We start from the raw sequence: 15,235 nt of genomic DNA on the forward strand, positions 1-15,235 counted from the left end.
GCTCCTCCTGATTCTTTTAATCAATCAAAATTTTAAAGAGATATTTGCGAACCTTCTCTTCCATACCTGCATAGCCATTTGGCTGGTGCGGTTCTCCTGGGAAGAAAATCGCAAAATTGTGATAGCCCAACAAGAGTGGGTATTTTTCATGACAATGGACAAAGCCAATGTCGCTCGCTTCGTCGAATGCTACCGCTTCGTCTTTGATACGTGAACCGTAGCTCGAATATTCATGTCCTTCTACCAGCAAATGCAAGTCTGCATAATTCTTATGGTGTTCAAATTGATCATTTTTAGCTTGATTGAGGACATTTTCCTGAACAACTAGAAAGACCTTGTCCCCGTCAACTTCATACTTACCGAGTTCGAAAGAATCCTTACGGTGCTGATAGAGATAGTCGATAGCCTTGTCTAGATTGGGATGGATTCCCTTGTAAAAGGCGATGTTTTTCAAATCGTCAAAAATCATACTGTTTCCTTCGTTTCTGATAGTTAACTAAAATCATAAATTAAGTTTATAAGCGTCTGACAAAACTTCACAAAGTAACTGCATACTCTCCATTTTGTAGACACTTATGAAACTATATTTCTCTTAATCTATAACCTATTCTTCTGAATTTTGATAGACAGTTTTTCCTATACTCAATGAAAATCGAAGAACAAACTAGGAAGCTAACCTCAGGCAATACTTAAATATGGCATGGTAGCGCAGACGTAGTTTGAATTCGATTTTCGCAGAGCATTATCCTTTAACAGCTCCCATAGTGATACCCTGAGTGAAGGATTTTTGGAAGACAAGGAAGACGGTTACGATTGGCACGGCTGCAAGAGCTGCACCTGCCATGATCAAACCATAGTTGGTTGCCATTTCAGCCTGCATGGTCGCAACACCGAGTGAGATGGTCAAGTTTTGACGTGAAGTCAACATAACCAACTGCATAAAGTAGTCGTTCCAAGTATTGATGAAGGTAAAGATCGCAAGAGCTGCAAATCCTGGTTTCACGATAGGGAAGGCTACGCTCCAGAAGGTACGAATCTCACCACAACCGTCGATTTTAGCTGATTCAAGCAATTCTGTTGGAATATTTTCACTGAATTGTTTCATAAGGAAGACCCCAAATGGCCATCCAATCAAAGGTAAGATCACTGCCCAAAGAGTATCGTGAATTCCCATGAAGTTAACGATACGTACCAATGGTACAAGGACAACTTGTTTTGGAAGCGCCATGGCAGCGATAAAGACTGCAAAGAGAATGCGCTGACCATAGAAACGTTTTTTAGCCAAGACATAACCTGCTAGAGAAGAGGTTGCACAGACTAAGAACATGGTTACCAGTGAGATAAATACAGAGTTCCACATCCACTGCATAGCAGGGTTTTGCACCATGAGTTGTTGGAAGTTCTCCATGGTTGGCATTTTAGGGAACCACTGTGGCGGAATCATAATGGTATCAGGCTGTGATTTGAAGGCCCCTGTCAAGATCCAGTAGAATGGAAAGATGAACAGTACGGTCAACAAGAGCAAGATAATCGTTGAGATAACAGTGAAAGCTGTTAAAGGTTTCTTTTGAGTAGGTTGCATAACTGTCCCCTTTCTTTAGTATTCTACGTCGTTTCCGAGGATCTTGAATTGAGCAAAGCTGACAATGGCAATCATCACTGCCAAGAAGACACCGATGGTATTGGCATAGCCGTATTCTGTCAATTGGAAGGCTTTTTCGTAAAGATAGTACATCAAGGTACTTGTTGAGTAGTTTGGACCACCAGATGTCAAGAGCTGAATCAAGGCGAAACATTGGAATGAGTTGATGGTCGTAATGATTGCGATGTAAAGAGTTGTTGGAAGAAGGCTAGGCCATTTGATCTTCCAGAACACTTGGAATTCAGTCGCACCGTCAACACGCGCCGCTTCAACAAGTGAGTTGTCAATATTCCCCATAGCAGCGATATAAAGAATAATCGGTTGACCAACAGATGTTGTCAAAAGGATGATCATAATCGCTAGCAAAGCCCAGTTTTTGTCACCGAGCCAAGAAATGTTTTGGCTGATGATATGGCTTGACTTAAGGACAAAGTTTAGAATCCCTGATAGTGGGTCATAGATCCATTTCCATACAACCGTTACGGCAACACTACCTGTAACTACAGGAAGGAAGAAGACGAAACGATAGAAAGAACGGGCAATGGCATTTTGATGATAGGTTTGAGATGCTACAAAGAGAGAGAAGAGAACCACAATCGGAACAGATCCAATAACCAGGATAACGGTATTGATCAAAGACTTCACAAAGACAGGGTCTTTAAACATGCGAATGTAGTTGTCCAAGCCCACAAACTCAAATTTAGTCATGGAGTAGTTAAAGAAACTTGTAATGAATCCCATAATCATAGGAGCCAAGACAAAGATGACAAAGAAGAATAACACTGGTGCTAGGAAAGCGTAGGAAATCACTGTTTCCCGCATACGAATTTTATTGACTTTCACAGTCGGCACCTCTCTTTCAAATAGAATAGTTTTTGATTTTCTTGAACTGTTTTAAAACCAAAATGAAATTTTTTAAGATTCGCTTATGTAAGAACTTCATTTTAATTTCGTGACAGTTCCTACCATTTCAAACAAAAGTCCCCCTTTTCTTACACCATAGTGCACAGGGAAAAGGGGGGAATCAATCTGACTTAGTGCTTATTGTTTTGTAGCTTTTTTGATTGTTTCGTTAGCTTTTTCAGTGAAGGCTTTCAAAGCATCCGCTGGTTTTTCGTCACCATTTGATACAGATTGCAACATTGGGAACCAAAGTGTTCTCATTTCAGCAAATCCATCGATAGTGTTGTAATATGGTGAGTAGTATTTAGTCCAGCCACTGATTGTTTCCATACGTTTGTCTTCATAAAGTTTGCCAAATGAAGTACGAACTGGGAAGGCACCTGTACGAACTACGTCTTTAGGACCCCATTCTTTGTCATCTGCGATGAATTGAACGAATTTCTTAGCAGCTGCGACTTTCTTATCGTCTTTGTTGTTAAATACTGCAAATCCGTTTACAAGGTATTCAAGAGATGGTTTACCAGAGTCTGATGGGAATGGTACTTCTACCACATCTACCTTACTTGCTTCCAAGAGTTTCGCTTGGATACCGTTTTGAGCTGGTGCCCAAAGGATTGTGTATGAAGTTTGACCGTTCGCAAAGTTTTGGATGTCTGCTCCACCGTCAAATTGTGAACCATTGTTCAATAGACCGTCTTTAATCCAGCTAGCAGCTTTTTCAAGACCTTTGACGAATTTAGGATCGTCTGTTGTATATTTGGTTACGTCTTTGTCTGTTACAGAACCGCCATAAAGGTTTGCGATGAAGGCACGTGTTCCTTGGTCTCCCCCTTGACCAGAACTGAACAATGAACCTGGTGTATATCCTTTATCTTTAAGCGCTTTCAAAACTTTTTCAAAGTCATCAGTTGTCCAACCTTCTTTTACAAGGTTTGCAACTCCAGCATCTTCCAACATTTTCTTGTTCATAGCCATGTAGAATGGTGCTGAACTGATTGGATACATGTAAGCTTTGTCACCAGCCTTACTTGCTTGTACGATGTTTTCATTGTTAACATCTTTGACGAATTCGTCTGTGAAGAGGTCATTCAACTCAGCCAATTTACCATTTTTACCGTATTGGATGATACGTCCTGGTGCGTCAAAGAGTACGTCTGGCGCTGTTCCTGCTTCGATAGCTGTTGTGATCTTTTCAGGACCTGACTTGAAGTCAATGGTTTCCAATTTCACTTTTACATCTGGATTTGCTTTTTCAAAAGCTTCGATAATTGATTTTTCATAAGTTCCAACACCGTCACCAGTTTTTTCTTGTGTGAAGACTGGGAATGCCCACCAAGTGATTTCTGTTTTTCCGCTATCGCTACCAGAATTTGCAGCATCTTTACTTCCACCAGAGTTACCACAAGCAGCAAGGCCAAGAATCGCAGCGCCCGCAAGTACTGTACAAGCTAGTTTTCTAAATTTCATTTGTATTCTCCTAATTGATAAGCGTATCCATATTGGATAATGAGTTCTTTATATTTGTATACGTTTTCATTTTATCCGACGCATCGACCACTCTCCTCTTTTTTGAGATTGTGTTATTTAAGACCGGCAACAAAGCGTTCCGTAATCTCTTTTGGTCTAGTAATTGCTCCACCAACAACGATACCTCGCACCCCATATTCAAGGATTTGCTTAGCTTGTTCTGGTGTATGAATCTTCCCTTCAGCGATGACGTCCACCCCTGCTTCACAAAGTTTTTTGATCAGTTCAAAGTCTGGACCATCTACTTTAGGACTATAAGAGGTATAACCTGATAGGGTTGTTCCAACAAAATCAATCCCTGCTTCGACTGCTGCTATCCCTTCTTCAAAAGTACTAGTATCAGCCATTAAGAGTTGATGTGGATACTTTTCTTTGACTTTTCGGATGAAGTCCTGAATTTCCAAACCGTCGTAACGTTCACGTTTGGTACAATCCAGAGCAATGACCTCAATGTCGAGTTCAGCCAGTTCATCCACTTCTCTCATCGTAGCTGTAATGAAAGGCTCCTGTGGCGGATAGTCACGTTTGATGATCCCGATAATCGGGAGTTTCGTAACCTCCTTGATCTCCTTGATATCACGAACACTGTTTGCTCGGATACCGACTGCTCCACCTTGCTCAGCCGCTTTGACTAGCAAGGGGATAACCCCTCCCGCTTCTGTATAAAGCGGTTCGTGAGGAAGTGCCTGGCAAGAGACAATGATTCCATCTTTGATTTGTTCAATCAAGGCTTCTTTGCTGATCTGTGGCATCCTCTTTCCTCCCTTTCTTGTTCTTATGGGCTTATTATATATCATTTGTTAAGCGCTTTCAATAGCTTGTAGTAGAATAGATTTCAGTTTCAAAAGTATTTTATAGAACAGACTATCCTGAAAGTAGTTTCAGGCCTCTTATGATTTCGAATCAACCTGAATGTCATCAAAAAAAGATAGCAGGCTTGAAAACCTGCTATCTCTTCTGAGACTTGCTATAATAACTTTTGCTTATTATTCTTTTCTCTTCTTTCCAAATGCAAAGATTGATAAAAGTACGCCTGCAAGCCCAAGGGAAAGCAGTGAACTTGTTTCCTTGCTTCCCGTATTTGGAAGTTCATCTTGTTTAGCTGCTGGCGCTTGATAGGTCACATCTTGTCCTAGAGATAGTTTATTGTCTGCAGCTGCCAATATTAGATTGGTTTCTCCCTTGTACTCTGGCACTTCATAGATTGCTGCCTCAGCGCCATTGACACCACCCTTATACTCTGGCAGGTCATTTGAAGCTGCTTGAACTGCATTGACACCACCCTTGAACTCTGGAATCTCATGGACTGCTGCCTCAACAGCATTAACGCCTCCTGCGAATTCCGGTTTTTCTACCGTTGGAGCCGGTTCTTCACCTACCGTTGCCAATGGGCCAGTGTACTCTGGTATCTCTGCCACAGCCGCTCCTTCTGCATTTACACCACCTGTGAATTCCGGTTTTTCTACTGTTGGAGCTGGTTCTTCACCTGCTGTTGCCAATGGTCCAGTGTACTCTGGTACCTCTGCCACAGCCGCTTCTTCTGCATTTACACCACCTGTGAACTCTGGAACCTCATGGATAGCAGCTTCACTGCCATTAATACCATCGCTTAGTTTAGAGCCAGCTAAAGAAACTGGTAAATTGTGCATGCTTTCAATTGCACCCTCAGCTATACCTGTAATCCTTTGACCCATATCCTCTGGATCCACTGTAAATAGAAGGGTTTTTGTATCGTACTGGGTCATAAAGGTTGCTGTCTTGCCATTTGCCAACTGAAGGGTAGGAGCCTTATTTACCAATACTTCCGAATCAAACTCCATCGCAATAATACCTGGCCATTTTTGGATAGCATATTTTACTTTTGCTTCTTTAGGAGAAATTCTTTCCTTAGTCAAGAAATCCCAGTTAAATTTCTTAAAGGAAAGTGTGTACGGAACTCCTCCAGGAGCATGGTGTTCATATAAAAGTCCAAATTCATCTGGCCCGATTTGTTGAAGTGAGTTATAAGCATACTCACCTTCTTGAATCAAATGGTGGTGCAACCAAGTTAGCTGACCATCTTCTTCAACACGAGCCACTCGAATATAACCATTTTTACGACCTGGACCATTTGCATTTGCTAAGAGAATATACTCTTTGCCATTTTGAACCGTGTGAGTCGCAGCCATTTGAACATAAACGTCTGGCACATCATAGCGTTCAACGTGATTGTCCCAAGTTAGACCACCATCATGACTCGTTGCAACCTGTAGATCACCTGTCAAACCACGCATAAATAGTTTAAGATCCCCATTGTTTAACTGAACAACAGAAGCCTCTGTATTTTGAGCATAATAATTATTCATGGTACTTGAATCAACCACTGTACCATCATAAAGTGTACGATTGTCGTTGACACCACCACCCATATGCCAAGTCTTACCATGGTCGTCTGAGTAGATGATTCGAGATGATTGAGAACCATTGAGGTGGTTAGCCCGGTTGGTCGTATAGACAGGAACGACGATTCGACCTTTATGTGGTCCAGTACGAAGGGTAATCCCCACTCCAGGACCTACTCCTAGGAATTTCATCCAATCGGCTTTGACCATCGGAGTAATATCTTGAGGAGCAGACCAGGTCTTCCCGTCGTCATCACTGTAGGACATCCATAGGTAACTATCCTTGGCAATTCTAAATGGAGAAGTTTTGTTTGTGGTGAAGTAGATATTGCCTAGTAGCTGGTCACCCTTGTATAGATCACCCTTGTCGCTGTATGCTGGTTTGACAGGATCTACAACAACGCGATAGTCTGTCGCCTTACCATCTGGAGTGTAGACTATGCCATTTTCTCGAATAGTATAAGTTCCCTCTTCTCCTTCACGATAGAGGATTTGATAGGTTTTGCCATTGATTTCTTTGTAGGCTTCTTCTTTTTGTGAAGACATTCCAAAGATCCCTTTTCCTTCTGGGAACATGTCATAAATGGCAAAGATGCGTTTGGTTTCAGGATCTTGAGTCAAGGTCATATCGATATTCACTGGTGAACCGATTGAGGGGTCAGAAGCTCTTGGATTGTCACGTAAGTTGGTAATGGTTACTCGATCGCTCCATGTTTTACCCTTATCTTCACTGCGTCTGATGACCATACCGATGTCGCCCCAGTCACTCGAATGGAGACGGCGTTCATCTGCACCTGCGATCAGCGTTCCTTTATCAGTCTTGAGAAGAGCTGGAATACGATAACTCTTGATGCCATCTTTGTTTGGTTGGTTATGCATTCCCCCTTTAAAGACATCTTCTTTCTCTGAGATTTTCGCGCCCTCAGGAAGTTTCTTTTCTAAATCACCTCTTTCAAATAGTTGACTCCGTGTTTGAACTTCATCTGGGCTTAAAGCACGATCATAAACGGTTAGGTTTCGAACTTGTAGATTTGATGCCCAAACTATTTTATTGCCCCGTTTGGTTGCTCCAAGTTGAGCTTGATTAACATCTGGCATATCTTTGATGAAGTTCCCAGATTTGAGACTTGTTCGAGATAAGACACCGTTCACATAGAGACGAACTCGACCATGAGGTAACTCTGTTGTCGGTTGTTCGACAGTAAAAGTCACGGAATTCCATTGTCCAGGGCGAACTTTCAAAGGAGCATCTGTATACTTATCATAGAACTGCTCCCCGTTAGCGCCACGCCCTTCAATAAGAGCTGTATTATCAAGGACCGACATAGTAAAGTACTCATTTTCCTTGGTGTCACTGGATACCGAGAAGAGATTGTAAAAGCGTGGAGCTGATGCATCTGGTTTGAACTCCATGTGAACTGTAGCATTTTGAAGTTTCTTTAGTTTGTCTAGTTCACTTGATAAATCGACCCTCTGACCATTTGCCGCATTGGTTTCAACATCTTCTTTTTCAAGGACAGGATTAGCATTTTTTAAATCTCTTGAGTAATAGTCACGAGGAATAGCTCCCTGATCCTCTGATTCCTCTTCCTTATTTGCATCTTCTGCAGGGGTTTTCGTAGAGGATGGGGTTTCTGATTCTGCACTCTCATTTTTTTTCAAATGATCTTGGTCCACCTCAACGCCATTGTCTTGAGCTGCTGCCAATTTACCAGCCAAATTCTTATCCAAATGAGCAAGATCTCCCGAGGACACTTCTTTTGGCAATTCTGATAAACCTTGACCAGGTTCGATAGTTTCTGTATTGGCCCCTGCTGCATTGGCTTGCTCTTGAGCTAAGACTGGATTTGCTCCAAATACCACTGTACCAATCACTACCGATGCTGCCCCAACTGCAAATTTTCGAATTCCGTATCGCTGTTTCCGATCTAAAGATTTGTAATTCATGTTTGTCCTTTCGTTTTTCATAAAATAAAGCGCTTTCTTTTTCTTTAAAAATTTTTATTGTCTCTCAAGAGACAAGTTTTTACAAGAAAGTAACCAACTTAATGAGAGCTCCCAATCCTCTCCCATTTTCTGCTGAGCCCGAGTTTTTAATCACCCAGCAGCCTTTTTCCTCCTTTCACAAGTGACTTTTCCTTTATTATACAATAAAGTCTTATATTTATATCTGTGTTCCCACAGAATAGATTTTACTTTTAAGAATATTTTAATATTTTAAATTTTCTAAAAGTACTTTCAGGTTTTGGACATAAAAAAGAGAGCTCCTAGGCTCTCTCATTCATTATCCTACGTACTTAAAAGGGATCTCACTGCCACAGAGCCAGTTGTAAACCTGGTCATTGACAAAAACATTCATGGCTTCGTGAGCATACTCTGGCATAATGCGATAGGCCTTGTCGCAAGTTAGGCGGTTGTATATCGCAAACTGGGTAATAGGATAGCAAACATCGTCGTCCAAGCCCGTAATCATCTTGACCTCACCTTGAATGCGATGGGCAAGATTTTTCACATCGATATAGGCAAGAGTCGCCATGATGTCTTCCTCTGTTTCATGGAAGGGATCGTGGAACTTGAAATAACGGAAGAGTTCATCATAGGCTTCACTGGTATTGCCAATCTCAAGCACTCGTCTAAAGTCTGATAAGAAAGGATAGATGGCAACTGTTTTCTGAATCCGAGGATTGAGCGCTGCTGCAACTAGTGCTAAAGCCCCTCCTTGTGAGGCGCCATAGCTAGAAAGTCGCTTCTCATCCACCTGAGGCAGACTAGCAACAATTTCAACCAACTGGTAAATATCCAGATAAACATCCTTATAAAAGAGATGATTCCGACCTTCCACAGCACCACGGATGATATGCCCCTTCACCGTATTTCCTAGTGGAGAGCGCAAGCCGTCTTGCGAATAGCCTGACTGGCCTCGAACGTCCATGGAAACAACACCGTAACCAGCCACAGTGAAGGCCAGCATGTCGGCCCAGTCCCAGCCACGCCCCATATAACCATGGAAATAGAAGATTAACGGAACTTTCTCCTCACTCTTTGGAAGGACGACACGTGCATAGACCTTGCCTTCATTGGTTCCTTCAAAAGTAAGTTCATAGCACTTGACTTGGGGAATATGGAAATCTCTTTCCTCCAACTGGTAGGCTGGAAGAGATGAAACTTTTTTGACCTCTTCATCCCAGAAAGCATCAAAGTCCTCTGGAATCTCATCCCGTCCTCTATAAGTCTTGATTTCTTCTAGTAAAGCTGGATTTTTCATAGCATGCTCCTTTAGTTTTGTAATCGTTATCACAACTGTAGCATATCTAGGAAAGCAATGCAAGAAAGAATGGTAAACAGAAAGTGATTTTAAATTCTCCTCCCTGAAACTGATCGTCTGAAAGTAGTTTTAAAATCTTAAACTTCTAATCTTCCGTTTTACATATGATCCTTCACAGCAACTGCTACCATTTTGGCTTTGGCACGGACTTTAGTAGCCACTGTCATCTCCATAGCAATAATTGCTTTTCTTTCCCCTAATTCCTCCAGAGTAGAAGTGACCACAATTTCATCTTCAATTGGACTAGGACTAAGGTAATCAATCTCCAAGTGAGCAGTAATAAAACGTCCTATCACAGTTGATTCCGTCAGTTCCAACCCTTTTTGATGATGGGCAAACCAAGCTGCTGAGGCCGTGCCATGGCAATCAAAAATAGTCGCTATCATTCCTCCAAAGACATTTGATGGAACTCCACCAGTATAAGCATTTTCAAGCTTTATCCGACTAATACAACTATTCCCATCTATACTTGGATAGGTTTTTAAATGTAAGCCTAAATCATTCTTGGGACCACATCCCCAACAATGCTGAAATCGTTCTCCATACCTATCTTGGATAGCAATCGTTCTTGTTTCTAACATTCTTTTCACTCCTCTTTACTCAGATGGGGCAATTATATCAAGCTTCAGTCAAAGAGTAAATAGGCTTGGAGACTAATATCTTTTTATCACTCGACTAAGTTTGATTTATAGCCGACCATTTTATAAAAATAAAAAGAGCGTTTCCGCTCTCTGTGTATCAATAGGTGCTAGCTCCTTTCTCTAGTTTGACGGTTTGGAATTTCTTTTGGTAGGTTACTTTAATAGTCATGTGAGAGTCCTCGTTTCTTTTTGATGACTCTAGTATAAGACCCAAACCTAAAAGCTAGCTTATAGATTTCTTAGAAAAGGCTTAATCCAGATGTTCTCTCTTTTCTAAGTGGAGAGCAATCATGCGCCACTCCGGATCCTCTTGCCAACCTTCTATCGAACTAATGTAGCTGGCAACCTTTCTGGCTTCTTCTAAAATCGGAAAATCTTCGATAATATCCGCTACTTGGAACTCTGGTAACCCAGACTGTCTGGTTCCAAAAATCTCACCAGAACCACGCATTTTCAAATCTTCTTCGGCCAGGACAAATCCATTGGTCGTTTCTGTCATGATACGCATGCGATCTTTCCCAGAATCCGTCTTGGGATTAGCCACGAGAACAGCATAGGACTGCTTGTTACCCCGACCAACACGACCTCTGAGCTGGTGAAGCTGACTGAGACCGAACCGGTCGGCATCCATGATAATCATGACGGTCGCATTGGGAACATTGACCCCAACCTCAATAACCGTCGTCGAAACCAGAATATCCGTCTTTCTCTCTTTGAAATCCTGCATGATCTGGTCTTTTTCATCACTCTTCATCTTACCATGTAGTAGAGCAACCTCTGCCTTTCCGGCAAAATGAGCTGTCAACTCCTCAGATAAGGCAATGGCATTTTTCAGATCCAGAGCTTCAGATTCCTCAATCAAGGGAGAAATGACATAGGCTTGAGAACCTTTTTGAATTTCCCCCTCTAACCAAGTCAAGACCTGAGGCAGCTGCTCATGCTTAATCCAGCGAGTCACAATCGGCTTCCGTCCTGCTGGCATCTGGTCGATAATGGAAACATCCATATCGCCAAAGGCTGTGATAGCCAAGGTTCGTGGAATGGGCGTCGCCGTCATCATGAGGACATCTGGATTGTCCCCTTTTTCCCGTAAAATACGCCTTTGGCCCACACCAAAACGGTGCTGCTCATCGATGATAATCAAGCCAAGACGAGCATAATCCACTCCATCTTGTATCAGAGCGTGGGTTCCGATAATCAAATCAGCCTCACCCTTGGCAATGGTCTCCAAGACTGCTCTCTTTTCTGCGGCCTTTAAGGAACCTGTCAAGAGAGCGAGTTTCAAGTCTGGAAAGAGGCTCCGTAGACTGTCAAAGTGTTGCTCCGCAAGGATTTCTGTTGGCACCATGAGAGCAGCCTGGTAGCCAGCCGTCACCGCGGCAAACATGGCCAAGCCAGCAACCACCGTTTTCCCGCTCCCCACATCTCCTTGCAGGAGACGATTCATGTGGTAGTCGGACTTCATGTCGGTCAAAATTTCCCGCAAACTTTTTTCCTGAGCTGGGGTTAAGGCAAAAGGTAAACATTCCTTAACAGCCGTCACTTTTTCCTGAGACCAATTCAGAACCAGACCGCTTCCCTGAACTCTATTTTCAGACTTGAGCGTCTGCAACTGCATTTGGAAGTAAAAGAGTTCCTCAAACTTGATACGACGAAGGGCCTGCTTGTATTCTGTCAAATCTTTTGGAAAATGCATAGCACGAACTGCCTGGCAACGGGACATGAGTTTGTATTTATCAAGTAAAGACTGGGGAAGATTTTCCTCTATCAAGAGGTCCAACCCCTGATCAAAAGCCGTTTTGATGACCTTAACTAGACTGGCCTGACTGATTCCTTGAGCCAGACGATAGACAGGCTGGAGGTCATCTTCCACCTGAGCCAGGACCTTCATCCCTGTCAGGCTGGCCTTGGCACGGTCCCACTTCCCAAAAACAGCAAGGGTTGCTCCCAACTCTATCTTATCAGCCAGATAGGGCTGGTTAAAGAAATTCACCGCAAAAACGACTTCTCCCTGCTTAAGGCTAAAACGTAGGCGATTGCGCTTGAAACCATAATACTGGACACTAGCAGGTGTCACGACTTGACCAGACAGAACCGCCTTTTCGCCATCTTCCAGCTCCAGCACCTGCTTGGTTTTGAAATCTTCATAACGGAAAGGAAAGTAGAGCAAGAGGTCTTGCAAGTTTTCAATTCCTAGTTTGGCGTATTTCTCTGCTGACTTTGGCCCCACACCAGGTAAGACATGCAAGGGTTGATGTAGATTCATGCTCCACTCCTTTCTTTTTAATAATATTCTCTCGGAATGCGGTCACTGAGGAGACAAACCACCTCATAGTTAATGGTTCCACGGTAGGTCGCTACCTGAGTTGCTGTGATTTCCTGGTCACCATTGCTACCGATCAGGGTTACTTTTGTTCCGAGCGGATAAATCTTAGGCAGACGAATGGTGATTTGGTCCATAGATACTCGTCCGACGATTGGGCAAGCTTGTCCATCTACCAAGACAGTGAAATTTTGCATATCTCGTGTCCAACCATCCGCATATCCGATTGGCACCGTCGCGATGACTTGCTCGCTATCCGCCTGATAGGTGGCTCCATAGCCCATGCAAGCTCCAGCTGGAACTGTCTTGACATGAACCAGAGCAGACTCCAAGGTCAAGGCTGGAGTCAAGTCATAAGGCAAGGTTAGAACCTCTCCACTTGGATTGAGACCATACATAGAATCTCCCATACGAACTGCGTTAAAAATAGTCTCTGCATGCCAGAGGGTCGTTGCTGAGTTGCTGGCATGAACCAGCTCTGGAACTTCCTTCATACTGGCCAAAATAGTTTTAAACCGTTCTAACTGGGCATTAAAGTAGGTATCTGATTCCTCATCTGCAGTCGCAAAGTGGGTAAAAATTCCTTCAACGCGAGCACCATGTTGCTTGAGCAAGTCTTGAGCCAGATCAGCTTCACTGGCCTCTCTAAAACCAATCCGTCCCATTCCTGAATCAATCTTGAGATGGACAGTCAAGTCAGTTAAATCTGCTTCCTTGTCTAACAGCGCTTGAATCCACTCCAATCCTGCCACTGTCAAGGTGATGTCGTATTCTTTAGCTAGAGCAACAGCTTCGATTTCAGAAACTCCTAAGATGAGAATTTTCTTGCTAAGTCCAGCATGACGAAGTTCGATGGCTTCATCAATATTGGAAACACAAAATCCATCAACAACATCCTGGATCGCCTTGGCAACGGCAACCGCCCCATGTCCATAAGCATTAGCCTTGACTACTGCAAATTTGAGCGTACCATTAGGGATATGACTTCCCATTTGTTGTATATTTTGTCGAATGGCTCCCAGGTATATCAGAGCCTTGGTTGGTCTATGTGGACTAGCTTTCATGATTTTCCTCCAAAATGACACTGGCTGTCACAAACTGATCTGTATGGCTGATAGATAGCCAAATTTTTCCTGAAAATGGGGACTGACTAAAATAAGGTGCCCCACGTTCATTATTCAAAACTTCCAAATCCTGAAAGGTCAGTTTTCCAATACCAGTTCCCATAGCCTTGGAAAAGGCCTCCTTAGCCGACCAGCGACCAGCCAAGTATTCGATTTGTCTGCGCCCTTTGAGACTGGCAAAACGCTCCATTTCTTTAGGGGTCAGCACGCGCTTGGCAAAGCCCTCACGTCGTGTAACTGCGTTTTCTATCGAAGCCAATTCTTCGATGTCAATTCCGTGTCCAACTATCATACTCACAAAAGGAGCTGAGATTCCCCCAACTCCATCCTTTTCACTTATTTTGTTAAGGTAGTATAAATTTCTTCTACCAAGGCTACCGTATTTTCCCAACCTAGACAAGGGTCAGTTATGGAGCAACCAAAGACCTCTGGTTGGTTTTGACGACCATCTGCTAGGTAAGATTCGATCATAAAGCCTCGAACCATCTTTTTAATCTTTTCATTCCAGTCACGATTCAGCAAGGCTTGACGAACAATGCGAATTTGTTCCATATACTGCTTGCCTGAATTGTCATGATTGGTATCGATGATAATGAAGGGATTTTCAAGTCCCATAGTCTCATAGCGATTGATGGCATTTAAGAGGGTTTCATAGTAGAAGTTGGGTTCATTTTTACCATATTCGTTCATGGCGCCACGAAGGATAACGTGGGCCAAGGGATTTCCTGAAGTTTCCACTTCTTGGCCATGGTAAAGGAAGGTTTGCTTGTTTTGAGCCGCATAGATGGCATTAAACATGACCCCAAGATTTCCAGATGTTGGATTTTTCATCCCAACCGGAGCATCAATCCCAGAGGCTACAAAGCGGTGTTCTTGGTCTTCCACTGAACGAGCCCCTACAGCATGGTAGCTGACCAGGTCATCAACCAAAACGAGATTTGACGGATAAAGCATCTCATCAGCTGTCGTCAAGCCAGTCTCCGTAATCACACGGTAGTGGAGCTGACGAACAGCCTGCAAACCATTAATCAAGCTTGGAGCTTTCGAAGTATCGGGCTGATGAACCAAACCCTTATAGCCATCTCCATTGGTACGAGGTTTAGCCGTATAAACACGCATCACGATAAAGATTTTATCCGCAACTTTTTTCTGCAAGTCTGCTAAGCGACGAGCGTATTCGAGCACTGCTTCTTCATTATCCGAAGAGCAAGGCCCCATCACCAAAAGGATTCGGTCGTCCTCACCCGAGATGATGGCTGCCAACTCTCTATCGCGGACTTCTTTCTTTCGCAAGGCTTCAGGTGACAACTGGGTCTCAGCCTTGATTGCTTCAATATCAATTTCTTGACCTTTTTCGATAAATGCCATC

Annotated in this window: 12 protein-coding genes; all 12 read right to left on the bottom strand. The window is 43.1% G+C overall.

Going from position 1 to position 15,235, the window contains the following annotated elements; genetic code table 11:
* Positions 1 to 16: 16 nt before the first annotated feature.
* Positions 17 to 469, bottom strand: coding sequence for a NanQ anomerase/TabA/YiaL family protein (locus tag FOA33_RS06475; RefSeq protein ID WP_221161042.1), 453 nt, complete (start codon positions 467 to 469; stop codon positions 17 to 19).
* A gap of 273 nt (positions 470 to 742) precedes the next feature.
* Positions 743 to 1,582, bottom strand: coding sequence for a carbohydrate ABC transporter permease (locus tag FOA33_RS06480; protein ID WP_001183243.1), 840 nt, complete (start codon positions 1,580 to 1,582; stop codon positions 743 to 745).
* Between the two features lie 15 nt (positions 1,583 to 1,597).
* Positions 1,598 to 2,464, bottom strand: a complete 867-nt coding sequence (locus FOA33_RS06485; RefSeq protein ID WP_161801140.1) for a carbohydrate ABC transporter permease — start codon at positions 2,462 to 2,464, stop codon at positions 1,598 to 1,600.
* Positions 2,465 to 2,683: 219 nt separating this feature from the next.
* Positions 2,684 to 4,012 (bottom strand): ABC transporter substrate-binding protein, encoded by a 1,329-nt coding sequence (locus FOA33_RS06490; RefSeq protein ID WP_221161043.1) that lies wholly within the window; start codon positions 4,010 to 4,012, stop codon positions 2,684 to 2,686.
* Positions 4,013 to 4,125: 113 nt separating this feature from the next.
* The gene (locus tag FOA33_RS06495) at positions 4,126 to 4,824 is read right to left on the bottom strand and encodes an N-acetylmannosamine-6-phosphate 2-epimerase (protein WP_221161044.1); all 699 of its coding nucleotides are present in this window, start codon (positions 4,822 to 4,824) and stop codon (positions 4,126 to 4,128) included.
* 234 nt (positions 4,825 to 5,058) lie between these two features.
* Positions 5,059 to 8,400 (bottom strand): SIALI-17 repeat-containing surface protein, encoded by a 3,342-nt coding sequence (locus FOA33_RS06500; RefSeq protein ID WP_221161045.1) that lies wholly within the window; start codon positions 8,398 to 8,400, stop codon positions 5,059 to 5,061.
* Between the two features lie 337 nt (positions 8,401 to 8,737).
* Positions 8,738 to 9,718 (bottom strand): acetylxylan esterase, encoded by a 981-nt coding sequence (locus tag FOA33_RS06505; RefSeq protein ID WP_221161046.1) that lies wholly within the window; start codon positions 9,716 to 9,718, stop codon positions 8,738 to 8,740.
* Positions 9,719 to 9,876: 158 nt separating this feature from the next.
* Positions 9,877 to 10,359 carry an acyl-CoA thioesterase gene (locus FOA33_RS06510; protein ID WP_221161047.1) on the bottom strand — a complete coding sequence of 161 codons (483 nt, stop codon included), beginning with the start codon at positions 10,357 to 10,359 and terminating at the stop codon, positions 9,877 to 9,879.
* A 310-nt stretch (positions 10,360 to 10,669) separates the two neighbouring features.
* Positions 10,670 to 12,685, bottom strand: coding sequence for an ATP-dependent DNA helicase RecG (gene recG / locus FOA33_RS06515; RefSeq protein WP_221161048.1), 2,016 nt, complete (start codon positions 12,683 to 12,685; stop codon positions 10,670 to 10,672).
* A 17-nt stretch (positions 12,686 to 12,702) separates the two neighbouring features.
* The gene (gene alr / locus FOA33_RS06520; RefSeq protein WP_221161049.1) at positions 12,703 to 13,806 is read right to left on the bottom strand and encodes an alanine racemase; all 1,104 of its coding nucleotides are present in this window, start codon (positions 13,804 to 13,806) and stop codon (positions 12,703 to 12,705) included.
* Positions 13,796 to 14,158 carry a holo-ACP synthase gene (acpS, locus tag FOA33_RS06525; RefSeq protein ID WP_057489321.1) on the bottom strand — a complete coding sequence of 121 codons (363 nt, stop codon included), beginning with the start codon at positions 14,156 to 14,158 and terminating at the stop codon, positions 13,796 to 13,798. The genes alr and acpS overlap by 11 nt, the downstream gene beginning before the upstream one ends.
* 44 nt (positions 14,159 to 14,202) lie before the next feature.
* Positions 14,203 to 15,234, bottom strand: a complete 1,032-nt coding sequence (locus FOA33_RS06530) for a 3-deoxy-7-phosphoheptulonate synthase (RefSeq protein WP_221161050.1) — start codon at positions 15,232 to 15,234, stop codon at positions 14,203 to 14,205.
* Between the last annotated feature and the right edge of the window lies 1 nt (position 15,235).

This window comes from Streptococcus cristatus (assembly GCF_019685515.1).
Taxonomy (GTDB): Bacteria; Bacillota; Bacilli; order Lactobacillales; family Streptococcaceae; genus Streptococcus.

What these genes read in the sequence shown, in the direction of transcription:
- alr (WP_221161049.1), bottom strand. Translation starts at nt 13,806, where the DNA reads ATGAAAGCTAGTCCACATAGACCAACCAAGGCTCTGATATACCTGGGA.
- FOA33_RS06505 (WP_221161046.1), bottom strand. Translation starts at nt 9,718, where the DNA reads ATGAAAAATCCAGCTTTACTAGAAGAAATCAAGACTTATAGAGGACGG.
- FOA33_RS06530 (WP_221161050.1), bottom strand. Translation starts at nt 15,234, where the DNA reads ATGGCATTTATCGAAAAAGGTCAAGAAATTGATATTGAAGCAATCAAG.
- FOA33_RS06485 (WP_161801140.1), bottom strand. Translation starts at nt 2,464, where the DNA reads ATGCGGGAAACAGTGATTTCCTACGCTTTCCTAGCACCAGTGTTATTC.
- FOA33_RS06475 (WP_221161042.1), bottom strand. Translation starts at nt 469, where the DNA reads ATGATTTTTGACGATTTGAAAAACATCGCCTTTTACAAGGGAATCCAT.
- acpS (WP_057489321.1), bottom strand. Translation starts at nt 14,158, where the DNA reads ATGATAGTTGGACACGGAATTGACATCGAAGAATTGGCTTCGATAGAA.
- recG (WP_221161048.1), bottom strand. Translation starts at nt 12,685, where the DNA reads ATGAATCTACATCAACCCTTGCATGTCTTACCTGGTGTGGGGCCAAAG.
- FOA33_RS06510 (WP_221161047.1), bottom strand. Translation starts at nt 10,359, where the DNA reads ATGTTAGAAACAAGAACGATTGCTATCCAAGATAGGTATGGAGAACGA.
- FOA33_RS06500 (WP_221161045.1), bottom strand. Translation starts at nt 8,400, where the DNA reads ATGAATTACAAATCTTTAGATCGGAAACAGCGATACGGAATTCGAAAA.
- FOA33_RS06480 (WP_001183243.1), bottom strand. Translation starts at nt 1,582, where the DNA reads ATGCAACCTACTCAAAAGAAACCTTTAACAGCTTTCACTGTTATCTCA.
- FOA33_RS06490 (WP_221161043.1), bottom strand. Translation starts at nt 4,012, where the DNA reads ATGAAATTTAGAAAACTAGCTTGTACAGTACTTGCGGGCGCTGCGATT.
- FOA33_RS06495 (WP_221161044.1), bottom strand. Translation starts at nt 4,824, where the DNA reads ATGCCACAGATCAGCAAAGAAGCCTTGATTGAACAAATCAAAGATGGA.